Source organism: Inquilinus sp. Marseille-Q2685 (assembly GCF_916619195.1).
In the GTDB taxonomy this organism is placed as follows: Bacteria; Pseudomonadota; Alphaproteobacteria; order DSM-16000; family Inquilinaceae; genus Inquilinus.
Genome location: NZ_CAKAKL010000007.1, coordinates 201,503 through 224,467, shown reverse-complemented (window position 1 = coordinate 224,467; position 22,965 = coordinate 201,503). Strand labels below are relative to the sequence as shown.

Here is a 22,965-nt window from a genome sequence, read left to right as displayed (position 1 = left end):
ACAGGGCCGTCGCATCGCGATGGCGTGACCACGAGGCGTTCGCATGGACATTCATCTGACGGAAACCGTGACCGGCTACGAAACCCTGGTGACGGCGCTGGAATCCTGGGGGATCGAGGTTTGCGCGGGCGTCACCGGCGGCGGCACGATCCGCCTGCTGCAGCACCTCACCCCGCTGTGCCCGGGAGAGGAGGCGGCCGGCGGGCCGGACGGGCTGCGCTTCCTGTCGCTCGGCGAATACGCCTCCGGCTTCGTGCCGCTCGGCAGCTATCTGGCGACCGGCCGCATCGGTGCCAGCATCGCCACGACCGGGGCGGCGACCAAGCTGCTCGGCTGCGGCCTCAGCGACGCCAAGCTGCACGACATCCCGGCGGTCTACGTCGTCGCCGCGTCGCCCGTGGAGACCGAAGGGCTGTCCCCGCTGCAGGACACCAGCCGCCACGGCAGCAACATGCTGGCGCAGCTGCGCGCGGAACTGCCGGACGGCGTCTTTGTGCTGGACGACGCCGCCACCGTGGCGCGGCAGCTGCGGGCGGCCCATGCCCAGCTGCAGCGCTGTAAGCCGGTGGTCCTGGTCCTGGACCACGCAGCGCTCAACACCGGGATGGCGGCGCCCCCGCACCGCACGCCGCCGGAGACCGTCCCGGCCCCCTCGCCGGCCGCGACGGACGCGTTCGCGGAGGCGTTCTGCCAGCGCAGCCGCGGCCGACGCGTCGTCATCCTGGCCGGCGAGGAGCTGGCGCGGGTGCCCGATGCGCCGCGGCTGACCACCCGCCTGTGCGAGGCGCTGGGTGCGCCGATCATCTGGAGCATCAACGGCGCCAACGGGGTCGAGCGCGGCAATCCCTGGGGCCACGGCTACATCGCCTTCGGCGGGAACGACGCGGCCATCCGGCTCTGGCGAGGCATCGGAACGGAGGACGTGCTGCTGGTGCTCGGCGCCTGCCCGGACGAGTACACGGTCAACCTGGCCCCGTATGCGGCCGGCGACACCTTCGTCCTGACCGGCCTCGTGGACGGTTACGGCCAGGTCGAGGGCGGCTTCGGGCACCGCGCGACCGGCGGCTACCGGCAGCTGGTCGCCCCGCTGGACACGGCGCTGCGGTCCCTGCTCGGCCGGATCGAACGGCAGCCGCCGGAGACCCTTCGCGCCGGCCCGGCCCCGGGCGACCTGAACACGCGCCGGCCCGGGGCACCGCGGCCGGGCCATGTCGACATGGCCCGGCTGTTCCGGGAACTGGATGCGCGCTGGCGGCCGAACACCATCGGCTTCGACGATGTGTGCCTGGCCTACAAGGACCGGCAATTCGTCCTGCAGCGCCCGAACCCGCGGGCGCGCTTCTTCTCGCTCTATCGCGGCTCGGCCATGGGCAACGTGCTGGGCCTGGCCATCGGCGCCAAGCTCGCCGCGCCGGAGAGCGATGTCGTCGGCTTCACCGGCGACGGCTGCTTCCGGCTGTTCGCCGGATGCCTGGCGGAGGCCCGCGACCTCGGGATCCTGCTGTTCCTGCTCGACAACGCCAGCTACGGCATCATCGAGCAGGGTGTGCAGACGATCATCCCGGACGCGCCGGCCTCGCGCCGCCACAACCGCCTGACTCGGATCGACTTCGCCGCCATGGCCGGCGGCTGCGGCTGGCGGTCGGCCGCGCTCCGCCCCGACCTCGCCAATCTGGACGAGATCCTCGACGCCCACCGCGCCGGCCCGGTCTCGACCCTGGTCTCGGTGCCGGTCGATCCCGGGCACATCCTCGGCATCAACCCCAGGGCCGGCAACCTGTGACGCATCTCGTCGCCTCGCCCCCAATCCCGGAGCCCGCCCCGTGAGCCTGGCCCGCGACCCCGATTTCCTCCACCTCCTCGTCGGCAGCCATGCCCGGCTGGTCGGCGCGCCGCTGCTGCCGGAAGACCCCGAAGACGACGACGCGGCCCGGGCGCGCTGGCTGTACGAGGACGCTCCCTTCTGCGTGCTGGCCCACAACACCGACGCCGACCCGCGCTTCATCTACGCCAACCGGGCGGCCCAGGCCTGTTTCGAGTATGGCTGGGACGAGTTCACGACCCTGCCCTCCCGCCTTTCCGCCGAGGCGCCGGACCGGGCCGAGCGGCAGCGCCTGCTGGACGCGGTGGCCCGCGACGGCTTCATCGGCGACTATCGCGGCGTCCGCATCGCCAAATCCGGCCGCCGCTTCCGGATCGAGAGCGCTGTCGTCTGGCAGCTGATCGACGAGGCCGGCACGCTGCACGGCCAGGCCGCCGCGTTCGGGGACTGGCGGGAGGTGTAGCTTCCGGACTCCGGATGCGCGCTGTGAACACAATGTTCATTGCTTAACTGCCCGCGCTATGTTCATGATATGTTCCATGGACATGACGCAGACCGACGAGACCGGGCCGACCGACCCCGACATGCATTGGACGCAGTGGGCGCTGGATTCGTTGCGCGAGCTGGTCCAGTCCGACCTGCGCACCAAGCGGATGATCGAGCGGCAGCAGGACAGGACGCCCGCGGGACCGGACGCGCCGGATTTCGGGTTGACCCAGTCGCGGCTGTCCCGGTCGGTGCGGCTGTCGATCGCGATGACTGAGAGGATCCGGACCGACTATCTGATGCGTCGGGACAAACGCAAGCAGTCGGGCGAGGAGCAGCACCGCCGGCAGCGGCGGGATCAGGCTGCCGAGGCCGTGGTCGTCGCGGCAGCGAAGCCCGACGACGCCGAGGACGTCGAGCATGTGCGGAAGCTCGTGCGCGAGAGGCTGGTCGAGGACGAGATCCTGGACGTGCAGCTGGATACGCTGTCGCCGGAGGAGTTCGTGCAGGCGGTGTGCCGCAGGATCGGCCGCCCGCCGCCCTCGATCCCGCTGCCGTGGAGTTGGGATGGCATCGCCGAGGTGGTGACCGTCGGCGCCCTGCCGGCGGAGGCTGCCGACCGCAGACCTGCGGAAGGCCGGCCGCAGGCGCTGGATGACCCCGACACCGGCCAACTCCTGCTGGAACCATCGGAATCGGACAGCAGTTGAGGGCAGCGCCACCCGTCCGTCTCCCGATCATCAGCCTGTCCAGCCTTCCAAACTCCCCCTCCCCTTGCGGGAGGGGGTTGGGGGAGGGGTTGCGTGCGTCCGCGCGCGAATGGCTCAGCGGAGGGGCAAGCGGCAGAGGCAACGCGAGGGACGGAGAATGGCCGTTGTGATTGCCGCCCGATCTCAGCCTTCGTCGACCGGAACCAGCGCCGCGACCTCGGCCCGCCCTTCGCCGCGCAGGCCTTCGGCCACGCCCAACCGGTCGCCGGCCGGCCTGTTCTGGTTCATCTTCCACTTGCCCTCCAGCCGGGCGATCGGCAGGGCGAAGCCGACGATGCCCTTCAGCTGGGCGCGCACGAAATCCTCCGGCGCATCCGTCACCGCCCAGGGCGACGCCCGGCCGCCCTCGTGCCGCCGGGTCAGGCGGGTGACCAGGTCGAGCAGCCGGTCGGCATCGTTGAAGATCTCGAACGGCCCGTGGGCATGGATCGCGACGTAGTTCCAGGTCGGCACCACCTTTCCCGTCTGCCGCTTGGTCTCGTACCAGGACGGGGTGATGTAGGCCTCCGGGCCCTGGAAGATCGCCAGCGCCTCCGTCCCCGGTGCGCCGCCGGCGGCATGGGGATTGGCCTTGGCGAGATGGCCGTACAGCGTGCCGTTCGGCCCCGCCGCCGGGTCCAGCAGCATCGGCACATGGCTGGCGACGAGGCCGTCGGCCCCGAGGCTGACCAGCGTGGCGAGGCCAGCCTGGCGGATCGCGTCGTGCAGGATCTCGATCCGGTCTTCCCGGAAGGCGGGCGGGACATACATGGCAATAGCCTGGGCAGCAGGGATGGTGCCGGACAGATGGCGATGAATCGGACTGGCCGCCAGAACCAATCGGCCGAATACTGTCAGTCCAATTCCGGTGTGACGCACCGGCGGCATGCAGTTTCGGCAAGGCCCTGCGCTTCCGCCCTGCCGCCGCATGCTGCTATATCCCGCCCCAGCCCCTTCCCCGCCCCGCATCTGGACCACGCCGATGATCCCCCGCTACAGCCGCCCCGAGATGACCCGGATCTGGGAGCCGGAGAACAAGTACCGGATCTGGCTGGACATCGAGGTCGCGGCGCTGGAGGCGATGGCGCAGCTGGGCATCGTGCCCGAGACGGCGGTGAAGGCGGTGCGCGAGCGCGGCAACTTCAATGTCGAGCGGATCGACGAGATCGAGCGCGAGACCCGGCACGACGTCATCGCCTTCCTGACCAACCTGGCCGAGTATGTCGGGCCCGAGGCGCGCTTCGTGCACCAGGGCATGACCTCGTCGGACGTGCTGGACACCACGCTGGCGATCCAGCTGACCCAGGCGATCGACCTGCTGCTCGCCGATCTCGACGGGCTGCTCGCGGCCCTGAAGCGGCGGGCGGAGGAGCACCGGCACACCCTGACCGTCGGCCGCAGCCACGGCATCCATGCCGAGCCGACCACCTTCGGCCTGAAGCTGGCCGGCCACTGGGCCGCCTTCCGCCGCAACCGCGACCGGCTGGTGCAGGCGCGGCGCGAGATCGCCACCTGCGCCATCTCTGGCCCGGTCGGCACCTTCGCCTCGGTCGATCCCTTCGTCGAGCGCTACGTCGCCGACAAGCTGGGGCTGCAGGTCGAGCCGGTGTCGACCCAGGTGATCCCGCGCGACCGCCACGCCATGGCCTTCGCCGTGTTCGGCGTCGTCGCATCGTCGATCGAGAACCTGGCCATCGAGATCCGGCACCTGCAGCGCACCGAGGTGCGTGAGGCGGAGGAGTTCTTCCACCAGGGCCAGAAGGGCTCGTCGGCCATGCCGCACAAGCGCAACCCGGTCCTGACCGAGAACCTGACCGGCCTGGCCCGGCTGGTGCGCGCCGCGGTGGTGCCGGCGATGGAGAATGTGGCGCTGTGGCACGAGCGCGACATCAGCCATTCCTCGGTCGAGCGGATGCAGGCGCCCGACGCCACCGTCACCCTCGATTTCGCCCTGGCGCGCCTGACCGGCGTGGTCGACAAGCTGCTGATCTATCCGGAGCGGATGAGGGCGAACCTGGAATCGCTCGGCGGCCTGGTGTTCTCGCAGCGCGTGCTGCTGGCCCTGACCCAGGCCGGCGTCAGCCGCGAGGACGCCTATCTCCTGGTCCAGCGCAACGCGATGAAGGTGTGGCACGAGGGCGGCAGCTTCCTCGACCGCCTGGCGGCGGACCCGGAGGTGGCCAAGGCGATCCCGCGCGAGAGCCTGGCCCACGCCTTCAGCTACGACTTCTACACCAAGCACGTCGACGACATCTTCGCCCGCGTCTTCGCGGAGGCCTGAGCCATGGCCGACCGTTCCATCGCCAGCATCGCGGCGCAGGCGCTGGGCTGGGTCGACCCGGTGACCAGGGCGGTCACCCCGGCGATCCATCCCTCCTCCACCTATATCCGCGACCCGGACAACCAGTACCGGTCCGGCCGGGTCTATGCCCGGGACAACAACCCGAGCTTCGACCAGGCCGAGGCGGTGCTGGCGGCGCTGGAGGGGGCGGCGGGCGCCGCCGTCTTCGCCTCCGGCATGGCGGCGGCGACCGCGGTGTTCCTGGCGCTGGCGCCGGGCGACCACGTGCTGGCGCCGAAGGTGATGTACTGGTCGCTGCGCAACTGGCTGGTGACCGAGGCCACCCGCTGGGGGCTGAGGGTCGAGCTGGTCGACACCCACGACATCGACGCCGTCCGCGCCGCGCTCAGGCCCGGCGAGACGAAGCTGGTGTGGCTGGAGACGCCGGCCAACCCGATGTGGACCGTCACCGACATCGCCGCGGTGGCCGAGGCCGCTCATGCGGCCGGAGCCCGGGTGGCGGTCGATTCCACCGTGGCGACTCCGGTGCTGACCCGGCCGCTGGATCTCGGCGCCGACCTGGTGATGCACTCCGCCACCAAGTACCTGAACGGCCATTCCGACGTCATCGCCGGGGCGCTGGCCACCGCCCGCGACGACGAGACCTGGCAGCGGATCAAGCGCATCCGCGCCCAGAACGGCGCCGTGCTCGGCCCGTTCGAGGCCTGGCTGCTGCTGCGCGGCATGCGCACGCTGGTGCCGCGGGTGCGCCAGGCCTCGGCCACGGCCCTGGCCATCGCCGAGCATTTCCGCGGCCACGACTTGGTCTCGGCCGTGCTCTATCCCGGCCTGGACGACGCCCAGGGCCATGCGGTCGCCGCCCGGCAGATGCAGGGCGGCTTCGGCGGCATGCTGTCTCTGCGGGTCAAGACCGGCGCCCAGGCGGCGGTCGCCACGGCGGCGAAGGTCGAGCTGTGGAAACGCGCCACCTCGCTGGGCGGGGTCGAGAGCCTGATCGAGCACCGCGCCAGCGTCGAAGGCCCGGCCAGCCCGGCGCCGGACGACCTGCTGCGCCTGTCCGCCGGGATCGAGGATCCGGCCGAGCTGATCGCCGACCTGGAGCAGGCGCTGCGGGCCGCCGTCGCCTGACGGCGCCTCACGCCTCCAGCACCCCGTCGACCGCGGCCGCGACCAGCCGGGCATAGGGGCCGCCGCGCGCCAGCAGTTCCTCGTGCCGGCCGGTCTCGACGATGCGGCCGCCCTCCAGCATCAGGATCCGGTCGGCGCTGCGGATGGTCGACAGGCGATGGGCGATGATCAGCGTGGTACGGCCGCGGCGCAGCTCGCGCACCGCCGCCTGCAGCGCCTGCTCGCTCTCGGTGTCCAGGTTCGACACCGCCTCGTCCATCACCAGCACCGGCGCGTTCTGCAGGAAGGCGCGGGCGATGGCGATGCGCTGGCGCTGGCCGCCGGACAGCCGTGCGCCGCGCTCGCCGCAGCGCGTGCCGTAGCCCTGGGGCAGAGCGCGGATGAAGCCGTCGGCCTGGGCCAGGCGCGCCGTCTCCCGCACCTCCTCCTCCGTCGCCTCCGGCCGGCCGAGGCGGATGTTGTCGGCGACCGGCAGGTCGAACAGATGCACGTCCTGCGGCACGATCGCCACGCGCCGGCGCAGCTCCGACAGCGGCAGGTCGCGCAGGTCGTGGCCGCCCAGGGTGATGCGCCCGGCCGCCGGGTCCCAGAACCGCATCAGCAGGCTGGCGCAGGTGCTCTTGCCGGCGCCGGAACGGCCGACCAGCACCACCGTCTCGCCGGCGGCGAGGATGGCGTCGAAGCCGCGCAGCACCGGCCCGCGCTCCTCGTCGTAACCGAAGGCGACGCCCTCGAACCGCACCTCCGGCGCCAGCGCCTCCTCCGGCCGCGCCCGGCCGCGATCCTCGACCTGCGGCCGCTGGTGCAGGATGGTCAGCACCCGCTGCGTCGCCGCCTGCAGCGCGCCGAGCTGGCGGCCGGTCTCGGTCACCTGGGTGATCGGCGCCAAGGCGGCGCCCGCCAGCACCAGCGCCAGCGGGAACAGCGCCATCGGCAGCGCGCCCCGGGCGACGAGGCTGGCGCCGACGGCCAGCACCGCCAGCACGGCCAGCGCCAGCAGGATGTCGATCGCCGCCGCCTCCAGCCCCGCCCGCGCGCCGTAGCGCAGCTGGTGGCCGTGGAGGTCCGCCGTCCGCCGCATCAGCCGGTCGAGATAGCGCCGGCCATGGCCGAAGATCGCCAGCTCGCGCAGGCCCTGGACGCCCTCCACCACCTCGGCGTTGAGATGGCCGAGCTCTGCCCGCAGCGCCTCGCCCTGCTGCCCGGCGCGGCGCGCCAGCCAGAACGGGATCGATGCCACCAGCGGCAGGAACGGCGCCAGCACCAGCGCCAGCAGCGGATGGATCAGCGCCAGCGCGACCAGCGCCGTCAGCGGCACCAGCGCGGCACCGACATAGTCGCCGAGCAGATGGGCGAAGAAGCTCTCCAGCATCTCGGCGTCGCCGGTCGCGGTGCCGGCCAGGTCGCCGGTGCGGCGGCCCAGGACATAGCCGGGCGCGGCGCGCTCCAGCCCGTCGAACAAGCCGAGCTGCAGCTGCTCGATCAGGGCGAAGGCCAGGTCGTGGCCGAAATACGATTGCCCCCAGCGGGCCAGCGCCGTCACCAGAACTCCGGCGGCGAGGCCCCAGGCCGCCGGTTGCAGCATCGGCCCGGCCGTGCCGGTGATGGCGCCGCCGACCAGCCAGGCACCAATGGCAAGCGTCGCCAGCATGCCCAACTGGGCCAGCGTGCCGCAGAGGGCGGTCAGGGCCAGCCCGGCGGGCCGGCGGGCAGCAACCGGCAGCAGGTCACGCAAACGATAGCGCGGGGCGGTGACTTCGATCGTGGTCATGCGACGGCTCCCTGGGCCTGGGCAAGGCGGGCGTAGCGGCGGCCATCCGCCAGCAGTGCCTCGTGCCGCCCCTCCTCCACCACCCGGCCCTGGTCCAGCACCAGGATGCGGTCGGCCTTGCGGATGGTGGACAGGCGGTGGGCGATGACGAGGGTGGTGCGGTTGCGGAACAGCCGCTCCAGCGCGTCCTGGATCGCCCGCTCGCTGGCGGCGTCGACGCTCGACGTCGCCTCGTCCAGCACCAGGATCGGCGCGTTCTTCAACAGCGCCCGGGCGATGGCGATGCGCTGGCGCTGGCCGCCGGACAGCAGCGCGCTGCGCTCGCCCACCTCGGTGTCGTAGCCCTCGGGCAGCGCCTGGATGAAATCATGGGCGTTGGCGGCGCGGGCGGCCTCCACCAGCTCATCCAGACCGGCCTCCGGCCTGGCGATGCGCAGGTTGTCGGCGACCGTGCCGGGGAACAGATGGGTGTCCTGCGACACCACGGCGATCTTCTCGCGCAGCGCCGCCAGCGGCAGGTCGCGGATGTCGATGCCGCCGACCCGGATGCCGCCGCGGGCCGGGTCGAAGAAGCGCAGCAGCAGCGCGACGACGGTCGACTTGCCGGCGCCGGACGGGCCGACGAGGGCCACCAGCTCACCCTCCTCCACCCGCAGCGAGACTTCGTCCAGCGTCGGCCCCTCCGCCCCGTCATAGGCGAAGCCGACGCGGTCGAAAGCGATGTTGGCGGCCAGCGGCGCCGGGGTCGGCAGGCGCGGCGCGTCGATCACCGCCGGCTGCGCCGCCAGAAGGGCCGCGATCTCCGTGCCCGCGCCGATGCCGGCCCAGGCGGCGTGCAGCGCCTGGTCCATGCGCTCGATCGGCCGGAACGCCTCGCGCGCCAGGAACAGCGCGGTCAGCAGCGCCACCGGCGCCAGCTCCCCCGCGGAGACGCGCCAGGCGCCCCAGGCCAGCACCGCGGCGACGCCGCCGAGCGAGCACAGCGTCGTCACCCCGTCGCGCATCAGCGTGACGCTGAGCTCGCGCATCGACTCCCGGCGCAGCCTGGCGGCGTGCTCCGACAGCTCCTGCCGCCGCCGGCCGACGGCGTTGAACGCCTTCAGCGTCACCAGCCCCTGAATGCTGTCCAGCAGGAAGGCCCCGAACACGGCCATGGCGGCGAAGATGCCGGTCGACCGCGGCATGCGCCAGGCCAGCCACAGCGAGTTGACCAGCGGCGCCTGGATCACGAAGACCGCCAGGATCGCCGCCGAGGTGAGGTCCAGTGCGGCCAGGCAAACCAGCACGGCGAGCGGTCCGAGCACCGCGACGATCACCGAGGGCAGGTAGCGCGCGACATAGGCCTCGACCGCCTCAACCCCGCCGACCAGCGTCGCCTGGATCTTGCCGGTCCGCCGCTCGGTGGCGAAGCCGGGGCCGAGCTCCAGCAGCCGCTCGAACAGGCGGCGGCGCAGCGCCAGCTTGGTCCTCTGCGCGGCACGCTGGGCCGCCAGCTCCGCCAGCCAGACCAGCCCCGCCCGCAGCAGCACGAGGCCGGCCAGAAGGCCGATCCAGGGCAGCACCGGCGCCAGCCCCGCCCCTGCAGCAACCCGCCCGCGACCAGCGCCAGCAGCACGCCTTGGCCGAGATTGGCCGCGGTGACGGCCAGCCCCAGCCCCGCGCCCAGCGCCACCTCGCCCCCGACCGGCCCGGCCAGGGACAGCATCGTCCGGTTGATCATCATGACGGCCACGCTCCGCAACCGATGGAACCGCCTTGCAAGGTCGGTGGACCATTGATGACTGACCGGCGGTCATTGAGTCAATTAAGAAATGCAAATGAGAGTTGATCGCATTCAATGGGATCAAGGAGGCCGCAATTCGAGCCGGATGGAACCGGCACGGCCGTCGACGTTCCGTTTCGTCATCCGGACGGGTTGTTGCGGAGCGCCGGAACAAATCGTCCGCCCGTGTCTTTTGTGGAGACGATGCAGACGGCAGACCGAATGATGAGCGATGGCCGGAGCCTTGCGCAGACCCTGCATTTCTGGCTTCGCATCCAGGGTCAGAACTGGGAGGATGGCTTTCCGCCCAGCCCGGACGAGGCGGCATGGATCTGCCTGGCGCTGGAGGCGGCACGGCACGGCAGTCTGGGACGAACCCAAGAATGCATTCTGCACGCGATCCTGCAGGACCGCGTCCCTCCCCCCGAGGCCGGTGACTACAGTCTCGCCAGTTTCCGGCGCGATCTCTCGGCGTTTCAGACGCGATACCTCGACAGCCGCTAAAATCCCTGGAAAATCCGTAAGATAAATTGTTCTTGGGCACTCGCTTCGGAGTTGCCAAATGTCACGATCCAAGGGATCGTGGACCATTGATTTCCGGGGAGGTCCCACGATGGATCGGCCGACGCGCATCGTTCCACCGATCCGCTTCACCTCGACCGATGGCGAGGTGGCTTCGATCACCGTCGCCGCCACGCTGGTCGAACATCTCGATGCCCTCTACGACATGCTGCTCGACCCGAGACGCCGGGAGGCGCATGTCGCCGGCACACTGCGGACGAAGCATCTCGACACGATCGAACGGCTGCTGTTCCGGGTGACCGAGGAGATGGACCGCGGAGCAGTGCAGCTCAGCGACCCGCTGCGGACGCAGGCGGCGCTGCTGATCGGGCAGTACCGTCCGCTGGCCCCGGCAGTCGCGCCGGTGCGGGCCGACCGCGTCGGGGACCCCGGCCGGCCGGCGCTCTGACCATCCGGGCAAGCCCTAGAAGCGCTCTGCCGTCCCGGCCCAGCCCGCGAAGCTGCGGACCATCATCGGCCCATGCTCGGGATCATCGGCGAGCTCGCCCAGCTCCCACAGGCGATGCACTCCGGTGAGGATGGCGATCCGTCGGTGGTCGAGCGCATGCCCGGTCAGCTGCTCATAGGCCGCCACGACCCGGGCGGTGAGGTCGGGCGAGACGAAGCTCGAGTAGATGAACTCCTGGTGCAGCGGCCCGATGCCGGAATCCGCGAAGTCGTAGATGCCGTTGAGCCGCTGCCGGTCGTGGTCGAACGCCATGTTCCAGCCATGCCCGTCGAAGAAGCCGTAGATCGTCCCGTGCGGATCGGGTGGCAGCCGGCCATAGGCCGCGAGGAGCCGCTGCGCCGTCTGGCGCAGCTCCGGCTTCAGCGCCGGCAGGGCCTTCGCACCGATCTCCTCCGCCGCCCCCCAGGCCTCGGGCTCGGCGCCGGCCGCCGCCATCCTGTCGAGATCCAGCCCGTGCAGCTCGGCGTAGAACCCCGCCAGATCCTCGGCGAGCCGCCGCCGGGCTTCCTCGGGAAGCTCGGCGTAATGCTCCGTCAGCAGATGCTCACCAGGGATCTTGGAGTGCCGGGAGAACAGGGGCGGCCCCTCCTCGAGCACAAGGTCGGGAACCGGCAGCGACACTGCGGGCCGGATCACGGCCAGCAGCGTCGCCTCCTTGCGCAGCCGCCGCGCCGCCGCCTCGTTGCGCGGGAACTTGAAGACCAGCCGGCCGTCGGCCTCGACCGCCGTCGAATCCCAGCTTTCCGCCAGCAGCCGGAAGTCCGACGCGGCAAGGTCCGGAGCGGCGCGAAGGATCGCGGCGCGATACCGATCGATATCCGTCATGAGGCTTTCCCGTGAAGCGCAGGGCCGCCAGTATCATGGAAACGACGATTGCGGGAGGGGTCGATGATCGCGCGTCTCGAGAGGGCGGAGGTCAGGGGTGGAGGCTGACCCAGTAGGTGCCGGTGAAGGGCACCGCCAGGAAGCGGTGGTTGATCTCCGCCAGCGTCCTCGCCGGGTCGAGATCGCCGAACAGCTCCGGGCGGATCCAGCGCGCCATCGCCTCGATGCCGACGATGCTGAGCGGGCCGCCGTTGAAGAAGTTCCACAGCGCATGCACCCGGCCCTGCCGCATCGCCGACAGTCCGGCCAGGCCGGGCTCAGCCGCCACCGTCCGCAGCCGGCCGCGCGCCGTCGCCGCCTCCACGCCGCTGCCGATGCTGATGCTGCCGGGCTGATCGAACTGCGACAGGCCAGTGGCGATGTAGACCTCGGGGTCCGCCGCCAGCACGTATTCCGGGTCCAACTGGCCGCCATTCGGGGTCGGGAACCGCTCGGCGCCGATGTTGCGGCCGCCGAGCAGCGTGATGACCTCGCCCAGGCTGCCGCTGCCGGCCGACCAGCAGCAGGGCCACAGGCCGGGATAGGCGTGCAGCATCACCCGCGGCCCCGGGCCGGCGTCGGCCATGCGGTCGTGGATCCGGCGCAGCCGGTCCTCGCTGAAGGCGATGAAGGCCTCCGCCGCCGCCTCCCGCCCCAGCGCCCGGCCGAGCAGCCGCAAGCTCGGCGCCGTGTGCGTCAGCGGCGATTGGTAGAAGTCGACGAAGATCACCGGGATGCCGGCCTGCTCGAAGGGCTTGGCCACGGCCTCGGGGCTGGTCGCCGCCGCCTGCCAGGCGCTGAAGATCGCGAGATCGGGCGCCACCGCCAGCGCCTTCTCCATCGAGAAGGTCTCGCCGCTGCCGAGCCCGACCACGGGTACTTCCGCCACTGCCGGGAAGCGCGCCTTGAACAGGGCGTAGGTCGCCGGATCCTGCTTCTCCAGGTCGCCGCCCCAGCCGGCCAGCCGCGACACGGGGTCGGGATCGATCAGCGCCAGCGCGATCAGCTGGAAGCCCTCGGCGAGGAGGATGCGCCGCGGCTCGTGCCCGATCGTCACCGTCCGGCCCAGGATGTCGGTGACCGTCCGCGGCCACTCGGCGCGGGCCGGCAGCGCCGCGGCCAGGGCCAGCAGCAGGACCCAGAGCGCCCCGCGCCTCACCAGTTGTAGCCCAGCGTCAGCTTCACCGTGCGACCGTCGCCGTAGTAGCAGGCGGTCGGGCCGTTGCAGCCGGCGACATAGGTGCGGTCGAACAGGTTGGAGGCGTTCAGCGCCACTCGCCAGTTGTCGCGGCCGTAGCTGACCGCCGCATCGAACACGGTGGAGGCCGGCACCTTCAGCGTGTTGGCGGCGTCGGCCCAGCTGGCGCCGACATAACGCACGCCGCCCCCGAGGCCGACACCCTCGAATTGGCCATGCAGGACCTTGTAGTCGAGCCACAGGGAGCCGAGCTCCTGCGGCACGCCGATCGGCACTTTCCCCTTGTTGACGTCGTTGCTCTTGGTGACCTCGAGGTCGTAGCGGGTGTAGGAGGCGATCAGCTCCAGCCCCTCCGCCAGGCTGGCGGTCGCCTCCAGCTCCACACCGCGGGACCGCACCTCGCCGGTCTGCACCTGGTTCAGGATGTTGTCCGGGTCGGTGGTGGTGACGTTCTCGCGCCGCAGGTCGAACACGGCGGCGGTGACGAAGCTGCGCATGCCCTCCGGCTGGTATTTCACCCCGAGCTCGACCTGGTTGCCGCTCTCGGGCTTGAAGGGCTGGCCGTAGACATTCGTGCCCACCACCGGGTTGAAGAAGGTGGCGTAGCTGACATAGGGGGCGAGGCCGAGATCCGACTTGTAGAGCAGCGCGATCCGGCCGGTGAAGGCGCCGTCGTCGGAGCTGGTGCTGGCACCGGTCAGGTGGTTGTCGATGTCGGAGGACACCCAGTCGTAGCGGCCGGTCGCGGTCAGGAACCAGCGGTCGTCCCAGCTGATCTGGTCCTGCACATAGACCCCGATCTGGCTCATCACCTGCCGGTTCAGGATGTAGCGCGACGCCGGGCCGGGCCACTGGCCGTAATGCGGATGGGCGATATCGAGCGGCGCGGCCGGGCCGGACGCCTGGTCGTCGTCGATCTGGTAGCGCTTGTAGTCCAGCCCGAACAGCATGGTGTGCTGAAGCGGCCCGGTGTCGAATTTCGCCTCGGCCTGGTTGTCGACGGTGACGAAGTTGACCTCGGGCCGGGTCCGGTAGTTGAGGCGCGCCAGCTGGGTCTGGGCCGCATCGGCATAGCCGACGCCGAACATGCCGTCGTTGTAGAGGTCGAGATGGGCGAAGCGGAAATTCTGCCGCACAGTCCAGGTGTCGTCGAAGCGATGCTCCAGCTGATAGCCGATCATCGCCTGGTTGCGGACGAACTTGTCGTAGCCCGGCTCGCTGGTGAACAGGTCGCGCGGGATGCGGCCATAGCTGGCCCGCTTCACCGTGCCGACATAGGGCAAAAAGCCCGCGGCCTGGTTCAGGTCGTCATGCTGGTAGCTGGCCAGGATGGTCAGCGTCGTGTCCTCGTTCGGCTTCCAGGTCAGGCTGGGGGCGATGAAGCCGCGGAAATCCTCGGCCTTCTCGGTCTCGGTGCCGCCGGAATGGACCAGCGCGGTCAGGCGGTAGAACCATTCGCCGTCGTCGTCCAGCGGTCCGCCGATGTCGAAGGCGCCATAGGCGCGGCCGTATTCGTTGATGCCGGCCTCGGCCGAGCGCAGCGTCTCCTCCGGCGGCCGCTTGGTCACCAAGTTGACCAGGCCGCCGGGCGAGCCGCCGCCATAGAGGAAGGAGGACGGGCCGCGCAGCATCTCGATCCGCTCGAGCCCGTAGGGCTCGGCGCGCCAGCCGGCCAGCGCGGTCGAGAACAGCGACAGCCCGTCGCGGAACAGGCCGTCCTGATAGGCGGGAAAGCCGCGGATGAAGAACCAGTCGAAGCGGGTGTCGGTGCCGTAGGGCTGGGTGCGGATGCCGGGAGAGTAGCGCAGCGCCTCGTCGACCGTGCGGATCGCCTGGTCCTCCATCTGCGGCCGGCCGACCACCGAGACCGAGGCCGGGGTCTCCAGGAGCGGCGTGTCGGTCTTGCTGCCGGTGGCGCTGCGCTCGGCGACATAGCCGTCGACCGGGCCCCAGGCATTGCCGCCGGCGCCGGTGACGACGATCGGATCGAGCGCCAGCCCGCCCCCGGCCGCGTCGCCGCCCGGCACCCGCTCCAGCGTCACCGTGTCGGCACCGGTGAAGCGCCAGGTCAGGCCGGTGCCGGACAGCAGGCGGCGCAGCGCCTCGTTGCGCGACATCGCGCCGGTGACACCGGGCGAGGTCAGGCCGCGCGCCAGATCCGCCGGATACAGCAGTTGCAGCCCGGCGGCGTCGCCGAACTGCGCCAGGGCGGCGGCCAGCGGCCCGGCCGGGATGTCGAAGCGCGTGGCCGGCGCCGCCTGCGCCACCTCTGTCTCCGCCTGGCCGAAGGCCGCGGCGGGCGCCAGCGCCGTGCACGCCAGCAGCACCGCAGCCAGGCAGGATCGCCTCGGCCGCATGGGGACGGCTGAGGCGATCCTGCGAACTCCACGGTCCCGGGCCGACATCCTGCGCGCCCTGCCCGGCAAGGCCGTCCGATCACTCTGCATCATCATCCCACGCGTCGCGTCCGAGTTAGGAGTGAGACGCAATCGCGTCGCCCCTCGCCGAGATGACGGATCGGCGGCGACGTCCCCTCACCTCGCCCGGCGAAAAAAGTTCAGGCCGGCCGAAGAACCACCAGATAGCGGGTCAGCGACACCACGCGCACCGGCAGGGTGCGGGTGATGGCGTCGAGCGCCGCATCCGGGTCGCTCACGTCGAAGATGCCGCTGACCCGCAGCTCGGCGAGAGCCCCGTCGGTCATCGCGATCGACCCGCTGCGGTAGCGCCCGAGCTCCGCCACCACCTGGCGCAGCGGCCGGTCCTCGAACACCAGCTTGCCGCGCCGCCAGGCCGTCTCGACCTGGCCGTCCGCCTTCCGCACGGCGCCGAGCCCGGCCGGGCCGTAGGATACCTGCTCGCCGGCGGCGACCCGGGCCTCCGCCGTGCCGCCGGCACCGGGCGCGGCGACCGAGACGGCGCTCTCCGTCACCGCCACCGTGACGTCGTCGGCCCAGCGATGGACCACGAACTGGGTGCCGAGGGCGGTGCTGCGCCCCGGCCCGGCGGCGACCCGGAACGGCCGCGCCGCATCCTTCGCCACCGTGAACAGCGCCCGGCCCCGGTCGAGCGAGACTTCGCGCATCGAATCCGAGAAGGCCAGGGACAGGGCCGAGCCGGCATCCAGATCGACCCGTGTCCCGTCCGCCAGCGTCACCGTGCGCAGCTCGCCGGTGCCGGTCCAGATGTCGCTGGTCAGGGCCGGCGGCAGGCCGGTCATGGCGACCACGCCGCCGAGCCCGGCGAAGGCCAGGCCGCCGGCCAGGATCCGGCGGCGGCCGAACAGCGGCGCCCTCACGCGCGGCACGGGACGCGGCCGCGGGTCCGGGATGCGGCCGAGATCCGTCCACAGCCCGGTCAGGGCGTCGATCTCGCGGCCATGCGCCGGATCGGCGGCCAGCCAGGCCTCGAAGTCCGCGCGGTCCGCGGCCGAGGCCTCGCCGGAGTTGATCCGGACGAACCATTGAAGGGCCTGGTCCCGGGCGTCTGGCTGGAGATCCATGGTCATGTCTTCGGTCGTTCGCGGCGGTCCCCGTCAGGAATGACGAATCCGCCAGGCCCTTCCCTCACCTTCCATCAGTCGAGCAGGTCGCGCATGCGGTCGCGGCAATGGGCCAGGGCCTTCATCACATGCTTCTCCACCATGCTCCGCGAGATGCCGAGCCGGGCGGCGATCTCGCCATGGCCCAGCCCGTCGAACTTGTGCAGCAGGAACACCTCCCGGCATTTCGGCGGCAGCTCGGCCACCGCGCGTTCCAGGACCTGCAGCCGCTGACGGTGGTCCAGCACCGACTCCGCCCCCGGCGCATCGGAAGGGCGGTCGTCGCCGAGCTCGGCCGGCAGCAGCGTGCGGGCGCGGGCGGCGTCGCTGCGCAGCCGGTCGCGCGCCAGGTTGTCGGCGATGCGGAACAGATAGGCCTGGGGGTTCTGCAGCTCCGGCACCGTCTCGGCCCGGCGCAGCCGCAGCCAGGTGTCCTGGGCCACGTCCGCCGCCGCGCTGGCGCTGCCCAGCCGACGGGTCAGATGGCGCAGCAGCTCCTGGTAATGGCGCGTCAGCAGCGCCAGCAGCGAGGACCGATCCTGCTCGGCCATTCCGACCCTGATTCCACCTCCGAAACGAGACCGGCGCGACCTTATTTCAAATGCAAATCATTCGCAATTACGGATTGCGCAGTGCGGAGGAAGAATAAGGCCAGGTGACCCTTCTGCCACGGGTGACTCTTTTTCGCGTGCTCGAACGTCCTAATCTCAGCGAACCCGAGCACAGGAGCAGGCCTATGGGCCTCAGGGACAAGACCATCGTGGTGACCGGCGGCAGCCGAGGCCTGGGCCTCGGGCTCGTCGAGGCCTTGGTTGATCAAGGCGCCAAGGTGACCGTCGTGGCACGCGGCCAGGCCGCGCTCGCAGCGGTGGAGCGGCGGCTCGGCGTCGCCGTGATTCCGGCCGACGTCACCGACGAGGGTGCCGCCCGGCGCATCCTCGCCGAAACCCACCCCGAGATCCTGGTGCTGAACGCCGGTGCGAAGCCGCGGATGGGTCGCTTGGACCAGCTGAGCTGGGAGGATTTCACCGCACCCTGGGAGACCGACGTCAAGGCCGGGCTGTATTGGCTGCAGGCGGCGCTCGGCCTACCGCTCAGACCCGGAAGCCGCGTCCTGGTGGTGTCGAGCGGCGCGGCCGTGAGCGGATCACCGATGTCGGGCGGCTACGGCGGCGCCAAGCGCATGCTCTGGTTCATGGCCAGCTACGCCAACCGCGTTTCGGAGCAGCAGGGCCTCGGGATCCGCTTCCAGGCGATCGTGCCGCGGCAGATGGTTGCCGGCACCGGCGTCGGCGACGAGGCTTCCGACGCCTACGCACGCGCCTTGGGCATCGGGATTGAAGAGTACCTGGCGCGGTTCGGCACGCCGATGCCGCCCCGCCAGTTCGGCGACCACGTGGTCGCGGTGCTGGACGATCAACAATACGCCACGGACTTCGCCTTCGGTCTGAAAGGCGATACAGGAATCACCGTTCTCGAGAGGGAGACGGCTTGAGCGAAGGTCAATCCCCGTCACCGACGGCGCGCCAGGCACAGCTCCTGGCGCTGGCCGGCGAGCTGCGGCCGGAACTGCACCGCTACTGCGCGCGCCTGATGGGCTCGGTGATCGACGGCGAGGACGTGGTGCAGGACGCCTTCGCCCGAGCCCTCGTCGCCCTGGATGATTTGCAGGAAGTTCCGCCGCTGCGCGCCTGGCTGTTCCGGATCGCCCACAACCGCGCGCTGGACCTGCTGCGCAGCCGTACGATCCGCGCGGCCGAGCCGATCGAGGCGGCGCATGAGGTCGCCGATCCCGAGAGCCCGGATCCCATGGAGGTGCTGATGCGGCAGGAAGCGGTCGACACTGCGGTGTCGCGGTTCGTGGAGCTTCCGGCCGTGCAACGCAGCGTGGTGATCCTCAAGGACGTGCTCGACCAGTCCCTGGAGGAGATCGCCGTCCTGCTCGACCTCACGGTCAACGCGGTGAAGGCTCATCTCGCCCGCGGGCGAGCCCGGCTCAAGGTCATCAACGCCAGGGCGCCGGCCCAGCCCGCGCCGCGCGTACCGTCACCCGCCGCGGCCCGCTATGTCGCCCTGTTCAACCGGCGCGACTGGGAAGGGCTGCGCGCGATGCTGGCCGACGACGTGCGATTGATCCAGTCGTTGCATCCGCCGCGCGCCGGCGCCGCGGATGTCGGCATGTTCTTCGGCGTCTATGCGCGAAGCGCCCCGGTCCGGCTCGCCCCCGCCTGGCTCGATGGCCGTGAGGTGATCGCGGTCTGGGAGGATGCCCAGGCGGCGAAGCCCAGCTACCTGATGTGGCTGGAATGGACGGATGGGCGGATCAGCTTCATCCGCGACTATCGCTATGTCCGCTACGTCGTCGACGACGCGGAGCTGGTCCTGGCGCCGGACGCCGTGCCTCCGGGCCAGGGGACCGGCCACAGATGAGCTGATCGGCCTATTTCCCCAGGCAGCACTTCTTGTACTTCTTGCCGCTGCCGCAGGGGCACGGGTCGTTGCGGCCGACATCCCGCACCGGATTGACCGCAGGCTCGCCGAACGTGATGGACGGCCATCCACGGGGGACCAGCGGATCGTCCAGATCATCGAGCCCTTCATCCAGATCGTCGAATTCCTCGTCCAGCTCCCCTCTCGCGCGCCGCACCCGGTATTCCTCCGAGAAGCCATACCAGGTCGACAAGGTACCGACCGTATCCATGAACGGCATGAGGCGGCCGGCGACGAAGCCGGCCATCCGATCCGGGTCGTCGAGCGTCCGTCGGAGGTCTTCTCGGAAATCATCGACATCCATAATCGCCACCGGCACCAGGAAGTCGTTGATCAGCCGCTCCGCCGTCGGCGCCAGATCCTCGTAACCCAGGGACGACACTGCGGTCGTCCAGCCCATCCAGACAGCATTGTCGTCCCGCGGCTGCATATGCTCGGCGAGATGGAGCAGATAGGCTTTCATCTCCTCGTCGGAAATCGCGCCCATGCGGCAGTGATAGGCCAGAGCTTCGAATGCGGCCTCGCGTACGAATTCGCCGGCGGCGGGGTCCTCGATCACCACCTTCAGAGGCACGAGATCGCCGTCGAAGGTGCAGATCAGGATCCGGTCGAGAGTCTCGGTGATGGCATCGCCGAGAATCCGGTCCATCGCTTCACGGTCCCGAGCCAGGCGGCAGAGGCCCGGGAAGGCCCGTGTCTCCATCCTCTCGCCGAGAAGATGAATGATGAAGAACAGGGCGCTTTCAATGTCCTCGGAACGGTCATCGCCGTCGGCGTAGCGCTCCACCAGCTCGATGAATCGCGGGCCGGCCTCTTCCCAGTGGCCCAGCGCCCAAGTCATCGCATCGACGGGCAGAACGCCGGCCGGCGCCTCCGCGAGCCCTCGGATCGCCTCGTCCACGGTCATGATGGCCGGTCTTCCGACATCGCCGTCAGCCGCCCCAGGTCCGTTCCAGCACCCCGAACCAGTTCTCGGTGCCGAGCTTGCGCAGCAGGGCGTCGTCATAGCCATGGGCGCGCAGCGCCTCGAACAGGCGCGGCAGGCCGGCCGCGTCCTTGATCGCCGCCGGCACCGTGGCGCCGTCGTAGTCAGAGCCCATGCCGACCCCGTCCTCGCCCAGCCGCTCGATCAGCGCATCGACGTGCCGGACCATGACCTCGAGGTCGGTGTCGGCGTTCATCGACCCGTCCGGCCGCAGGAAGGCGGTGGCGAAGTTGAGGCCGACCATGCCGCCGCTCTCGCGGATCGCGTCGAGCTGCCGGTCGGTCAGGTTGCGCGCATGCGGGCAGACCGAATGGGCGTTGGAATGGGTCGCGACCAGCGGCGCCGTCGACAGCTCCGCCACGTCCCAGAAGCCCTTCTCGTTCAGATGCGACAGGTCGATCAGGATGCGGCGCTCGTTGCACAGCCGCACCAGATCGCGCCCGGCATCGGTCAGGCCCGGCCCGGTGTCGGGCGTGCTCGGGAAGGTGAAGGGCACGCCGTGGCCGAAGGCGTTCGGCCGGCTCCAGACGATGCCGAGCGAGCGCAGCCCGGCAGCGCAGAGCAGGTCGAGCATGCGGAAATCGGTGTCGACCGCCTCGCAGCCTTCGATGTGGAATACCGCGGCCAGCAAGTCCTGCGCGATCGCGGCGCGGATCTCGGCGACGCTGCGGCAGACGCTGAGGCCCCCGGCCCGCTCCAGCCGCAGCAGGATCGACGCCATCGCCGTGGTCGAGGCCTGCGCCTCGGCCAGGCCGAGCTCCGGCGGCAGCGGCACGGCGTAGGCGCCGCCCTGCATCCGGTCGATCGAGCCGGAGGAGTGCGGCGACGGCGGGAAGATCGCGAACATGCCGCCGACGAAGCCGCCCTGGCGCGCCCGCGGCAGGTCGAGATGGCCGGTCGCCGTGCCCTCGATGAAGGCGGTCTCGGCCGAGGCCGCGTGGGACTTCAGGAGACGCAGCAGGACGTCGTTGTGGCCGTCGAAGACGGGAATGGGCTCGGTCATCAGGATCCATCGTCTCGGGGGCGCGGCCGCGGGTCGGCCGGGTTGCCCGAGTTGAGCAGCCCCGGCGCACCCTGGCAAGGCATCGAGTCATGGCCGGCCGAGGCGCCGGGCGGCAACGCGCAGCTCGGCGCCCAGCACGTCCAGGAAGGCGCGGGTCTTGGGCGCCAAGTGACGGGCCGAAGGGAACACGGCCTGGAGCGGGGATGCCGGCGATGCATGGTCGGCCAGCACCCGGACCAGCCGGCCGGCGGCCAGGTCCCCGGCCACGTACCAGATCGACTTGAGCACGATGCCGGCGCCGGCCAGCGCGGCCTCATGCGCCACCTCGCCGTCATTGCTCGTGATCGCGCCGGAGACCGCGACCTCGACCGGCGGCTCGCCCGGCCGCACGAAGCTCCAGGCCGTCATCGGCGGGGCGCCCTAGACGATGCAGGGAGGGCGGGCCAGCTCCGCCGGCGTCTGCGGCCGGCCGTGCCGGGCCAAATAGTCCGGCGCGGCGCAGGCCACCCGCCAGTTCGGCGCCAGCTCCCGCACCATCAGGGCGCTGTCGGGCAGCACGGCCTGGCGGATGGCGAGATCGATGCCGTTCTGCACCAGGTCCAGCACCGCGTCGGTGGTGGTGACCTGCACCCGCACCTCCGGGCAGCCTGCCTGGAAGCGGGCCAGGATCGGGGCGATCCAGCGGCGGGCGAAGGCGGCCGTGGTGGTCACCCGCAGCAGGCCGCGGGGCCGGCCGTCGCCGCCCACCGCCTCCTGCGCCGCCTCCAGCTCCGCCAGGATGCGCAGCGCCCGCTCGTGGAAGGCCGCGCCCTCCTCGGTCAGGCTCAGCCGCCGGGTGGTGCGCTGCACCAGCCGGGCGCCGAGCGCCGCCTCCAGCCGCGCCAGCCGCTTCGACACCACCGCCAGCGACAGGCCGAGATCCCGCGCGGCCGCCGACAGGCTGCCCGCGGCGGCGATGCGGGCGAAGACGGCGATATCGGCCAGGTTCTCGATCGGTCCCATTCTCAACGATCCGGAAAGAGTGGTTTTCCCGAGCCGAGTATTATTTCCGGAACATGGAAGATCCAGATCTTCGCGGCGGCCGGCCGGAAGGGCCGGCGGAGATGGAAGGAGCGAGACGATGGGCGATCTTTCGGGCCAGCGGGTGCTGGTGGTGGGCGGCAGCTCGGGGCTCGGCCTCGCGACGGCGCAGGCGGCCGCCGGCCTGGGCGCGGCGGTGACGGTGGCCTCGCGGTCGCAGGAGAAGATCGACGCGGCGGTGGCGACGATCGGCACCGACGCCGAAGGCCGGGTGCTCGACACCACGTCGGATGCCGCGGTCGAGGCCTTCTTCGCCGACGGCACCGTCTACGACCATGTCGTGGTCACGGCGGCCCAGACCAAGGTGGCGGCGGTGCGCGAGCTGCCGCTGGCCGACGCCTTCGCCTCGATGAACTCGAAATTCTGGGGCGCCTACCGCGTCGCCCGCGCCGCGCCGATCCGCGACGGCGGGTCGCTGACCTTCGTCACCGGCGTGCTGGCGATCCGGCCGCGCAAGGGCGCCGCGGTCCAGGGCGCGATCAATGCCGGGCTGGAGGCGCTGGCCCAGGGCCTGGCGCTGGAGCTGGCGCCGGTGCGGGTCAATACCGTCTCGCCCGGCCTGGTGGCGACGCCGCTCTACGACCGCATGGCCGCCGATGCCCGCCAGGCGATGTATGACCGCGCGGCGGCCACCCTGCCCGTCGGACTGGTCGGCCAGCCGGAGCACATCGCCACCCAGATCCTGGCCTTCATCACCAACCCTTACGCCACCGGCAGCACGGCCTATATTCATGGCGGCAGCGCCCTGGTCTGA

The 22,965-nt window shown here is 71.0% G+C and carries 20 protein-coding genes and 1 pseudogene; 10 read left to right on the top strand and 11 right to left on the bottom strand.

The window, feature by feature from the left end; all coding sequences use genetic code 11:
• Positions 1-43: 43 nt before the first annotated feature.
• From LG391_RS26860 to LG391_RS26850, 3 genes are all read left to right on the top strand, one after another.
• Positions 44-1,783 (top strand): thiamine pyrophosphate-dependent enzyme, encoded by a 1,740-nt coding sequence (locus LG391_RS26860; protein WP_225771125.1) that lies wholly within the window; start codon positions 44-46, stop codon positions 1,781-1,783.
• 40 nt (positions 1,784-1,823) lie between these two features.
• Positions 1,824-2,285 carry an MEKHLA domain-containing protein gene (locus LG391_RS26855; protein WP_225771124.1) on the top strand — a complete coding sequence of 154 codons (462 nt, stop codon included), beginning with the start codon at positions 1,824-1,826 and terminating at the stop codon, positions 2,283-2,285.
• 76 nt (positions 2,286-2,361) lie between these two features.
• Positions 2,362-3,018 (top strand): hypothetical protein, encoded by a 657-nt coding sequence (locus LG391_RS26850; RefSeq protein WP_225771123.1) that lies wholly within the window; start codon positions 2,362-2,364, stop codon positions 3,016-3,018.
• A gap of 183 nt (positions 3,019-3,201) precedes the next feature.
• On the opposite strand, the gene LG391_RS26845 is transcribed toward LG391_RS26850, so the two are convergent.
• Positions 3,202-3,828 carry an FMN-binding negative transcriptional regulator gene (locus LG391_RS26845; protein WP_225771122.1) on the bottom strand — a complete coding sequence of 209 codons (627 nt, stop codon included), beginning with the start codon at positions 3,826-3,828 and terminating at the stop codon, positions 3,202-3,204.
• A 211-nt stretch (positions 3,829-4,039) separates the two neighbouring features.
• Here LG391_RS26845 and purB point away from each other — a divergent pair, with 211 nt between their 5' ends.
• Together purB and LG391_RS26835 are read left to right on the top strand one after the other, a co-directional pair.
• Positions 4,040-5,338: an adenylosuccinate lyase gene (gene purB, locus LG391_RS26840; RefSeq protein ID WP_225771121.1), complete on the top strand. Its 1,299-nt coding sequence runs from the start codon at positions 4,040-4,042 to the stop codon at positions 5,336-5,338.
• A gap of 3 nt (positions 5,339-5,341) precedes the next feature.
• Positions 5,342-6,487: a PLP-dependent aspartate aminotransferase family protein gene (locus LG391_RS26835; RefSeq protein WP_225771120.1), complete on the top strand. Its 1,146-nt coding sequence runs from the start codon at positions 5,342-5,344 to the stop codon at positions 6,485-6,487.
• A 7-nt stretch (positions 6,488-6,494) separates the two neighbouring features.
• Here the strand turns inward: LG391_RS26835 and LG391_RS26830 are convergent, their stop codons facing one another.
• A complete protein-coding gene (locus LG391_RS26830) occupies positions 6,495-8,258 on the bottom strand; it encodes an ABC transporter ATP-binding protein (protein WP_225771119.1) in 1,764 nt (587 codons plus the stop codon).
• On the bottom strand, positions 8,255-9,820 hold the full coding sequence (locus tag LG391_RS26825; RefSeq protein ID WP_304608565.1) for an ABC transporter ATP-binding protein: 1,566 nt from the start codon (positions 9,818-9,820) through the stop codon (positions 8,255-8,257). Before LG391_RS26825 ends, LG391_RS26830 begins: the two co-directional genes overlap by 4 nt.
• A 404-nt stretch (positions 9,821-10,224) precedes the next feature.
• On the opposite strand from LG391_RS26825, the gene LG391_RS26820 reads away from it, so the two are divergent.
• Together LG391_RS26820 and LG391_RS26815 are read left to right on the top strand one after the other, a co-directional pair.
• Positions 10,225-10,524 (top strand): hypothetical protein, encoded by a 300-nt coding sequence (locus LG391_RS26820; RefSeq protein ID WP_225771117.1) that lies wholly within the window; start codon positions 10,225-10,227, stop codon positions 10,522-10,524.
• 109 nt (positions 10,525-10,633) lie between these two features.
• Positions 10,634-10,990, top strand: coding sequence for a hypothetical protein (locus tag LG391_RS26815; RefSeq protein WP_225771116.1), 357 nt, complete (start codon positions 10,634-10,636; stop codon positions 10,988-10,990).
• Between the two features lie 15 nt (positions 10,991-11,005).
• Here LG391_RS26815 and LG391_RS26810 read toward each other — a convergent pair whose 3' ends face one another.
• From LG391_RS26810 to LG391_RS26790, 5 genes are all read right to left on the bottom strand, one after another.
• Positions 11,006-11,875: a phosphotransferase family protein gene (locus tag LG391_RS26810; protein WP_225771115.1), complete on the bottom strand. Its 870-nt coding sequence runs from the start codon at positions 11,873-11,875 to the stop codon at positions 11,006-11,008.
• 91 nt (positions 11,876-11,966) lie between these two features.
• Positions 11,967-13,073 carry an ABC transporter substrate-binding protein gene (locus LG391_RS26805; RefSeq protein ID WP_225771114.1) on the bottom strand — a complete coding sequence of 369 codons (1,107 nt, stop codon included), beginning with the start codon at positions 13,071-13,073 and terminating at the stop codon, positions 11,967-11,969.
• On the bottom strand, positions 13,070-15,469 hold the full coding sequence (locus LG391_RS26800; protein ID WP_225771113.1) for a TonB-dependent siderophore receptor: 2,400 nt from the start codon (positions 15,467-15,469) through the stop codon (positions 13,070-13,072). Before LG391_RS26800 ends, LG391_RS26805 begins: the two co-directional genes overlap by 4 nt.
• A gap of 200 nt (positions 15,470-15,669) precedes the next feature.
• Positions 15,670-16,614 carry a FecR family protein gene (locus LG391_RS26795; RefSeq protein WP_225771112.1) on the bottom strand — a complete coding sequence of 315 codons (945 nt, stop codon included), beginning with the start codon at positions 16,612-16,614 and terminating at the stop codon, positions 15,670-15,672.
• A gap of 74 nt (positions 16,615-16,688) precedes the next feature.
• Entirely contained in the window at positions 16,689-17,204 is a 516-nt protein-coding gene (locus LG391_RS26790) for a sigma-70 family RNA polymerase sigma factor (protein ID WP_304608564.1), read from the bottom strand.
• 185 nt (positions 17,205-17,389) lie between these two features.
• On the opposite strand from LG391_RS26790, the gene LG391_RS26785 reads away from it, so the two are divergent.
• On the top strand, positions 17,390-18,148 hold the full coding sequence (locus tag LG391_RS26785) for an SDR family oxidoreductase (RefSeq protein ID WP_225771111.1): 759 nt from the start codon (positions 17,390-17,392) through the stop codon (positions 18,146-18,148).
• A complete protein-coding gene (locus LG391_RS26780; RefSeq protein ID WP_225771110.1) occupies positions 18,145-19,083 on the top strand; it encodes a sigma-70 family RNA polymerase sigma factor in 939 nt (312 codons plus the stop codon). Before LG391_RS26785 ends, LG391_RS26780 begins: the two co-directional genes overlap by 4 nt.
• A 10-nt stretch (positions 19,084-19,093) precedes the next feature.
• Here LG391_RS26780 and LG391_RS26775 read toward each other — a convergent pair whose 3' ends face one another.
• From LG391_RS26775 to LG391_RS26765, 3 genes and pseudogenes are all read right to left on the bottom strand, one after another.
• Complete coding sequence (locus tag LG391_RS26775) at positions 19,094-20,050, bottom strand: DUF1186 domain-containing protein (RefSeq protein ID WP_225771109.1); 957 nt, start codon at positions 20,048-20,050, stop codon at positions 19,094-19,096.
• 25 nt (positions 20,051-20,075) lie between these two features.
• Positions 20,076-21,131, bottom strand: coding sequence for a dipeptidase (locus LG391_RS26770; RefSeq protein ID WP_225771108.1), 1,056 nt, complete (start codon positions 21,129-21,131; stop codon positions 20,076-20,078).
• 87 nt (positions 21,132-21,218) lie between these two features.
• Positions 21,219-22,133, bottom strand: a pseudogene (locus LG391_RS26765) (LysR substrate-binding domain-containing protein).
• A gap of 118 nt (positions 22,134-22,251) precedes the next feature.
• Between LG391_RS26765 and LG391_RS26760 the strand changes: the two are divergent.
• Entirely contained in the window at positions 22,252-22,965 is a 714-nt protein-coding gene (locus LG391_RS26760; protein WP_225771107.1) for an SDR family oxidoreductase, read from the top strand.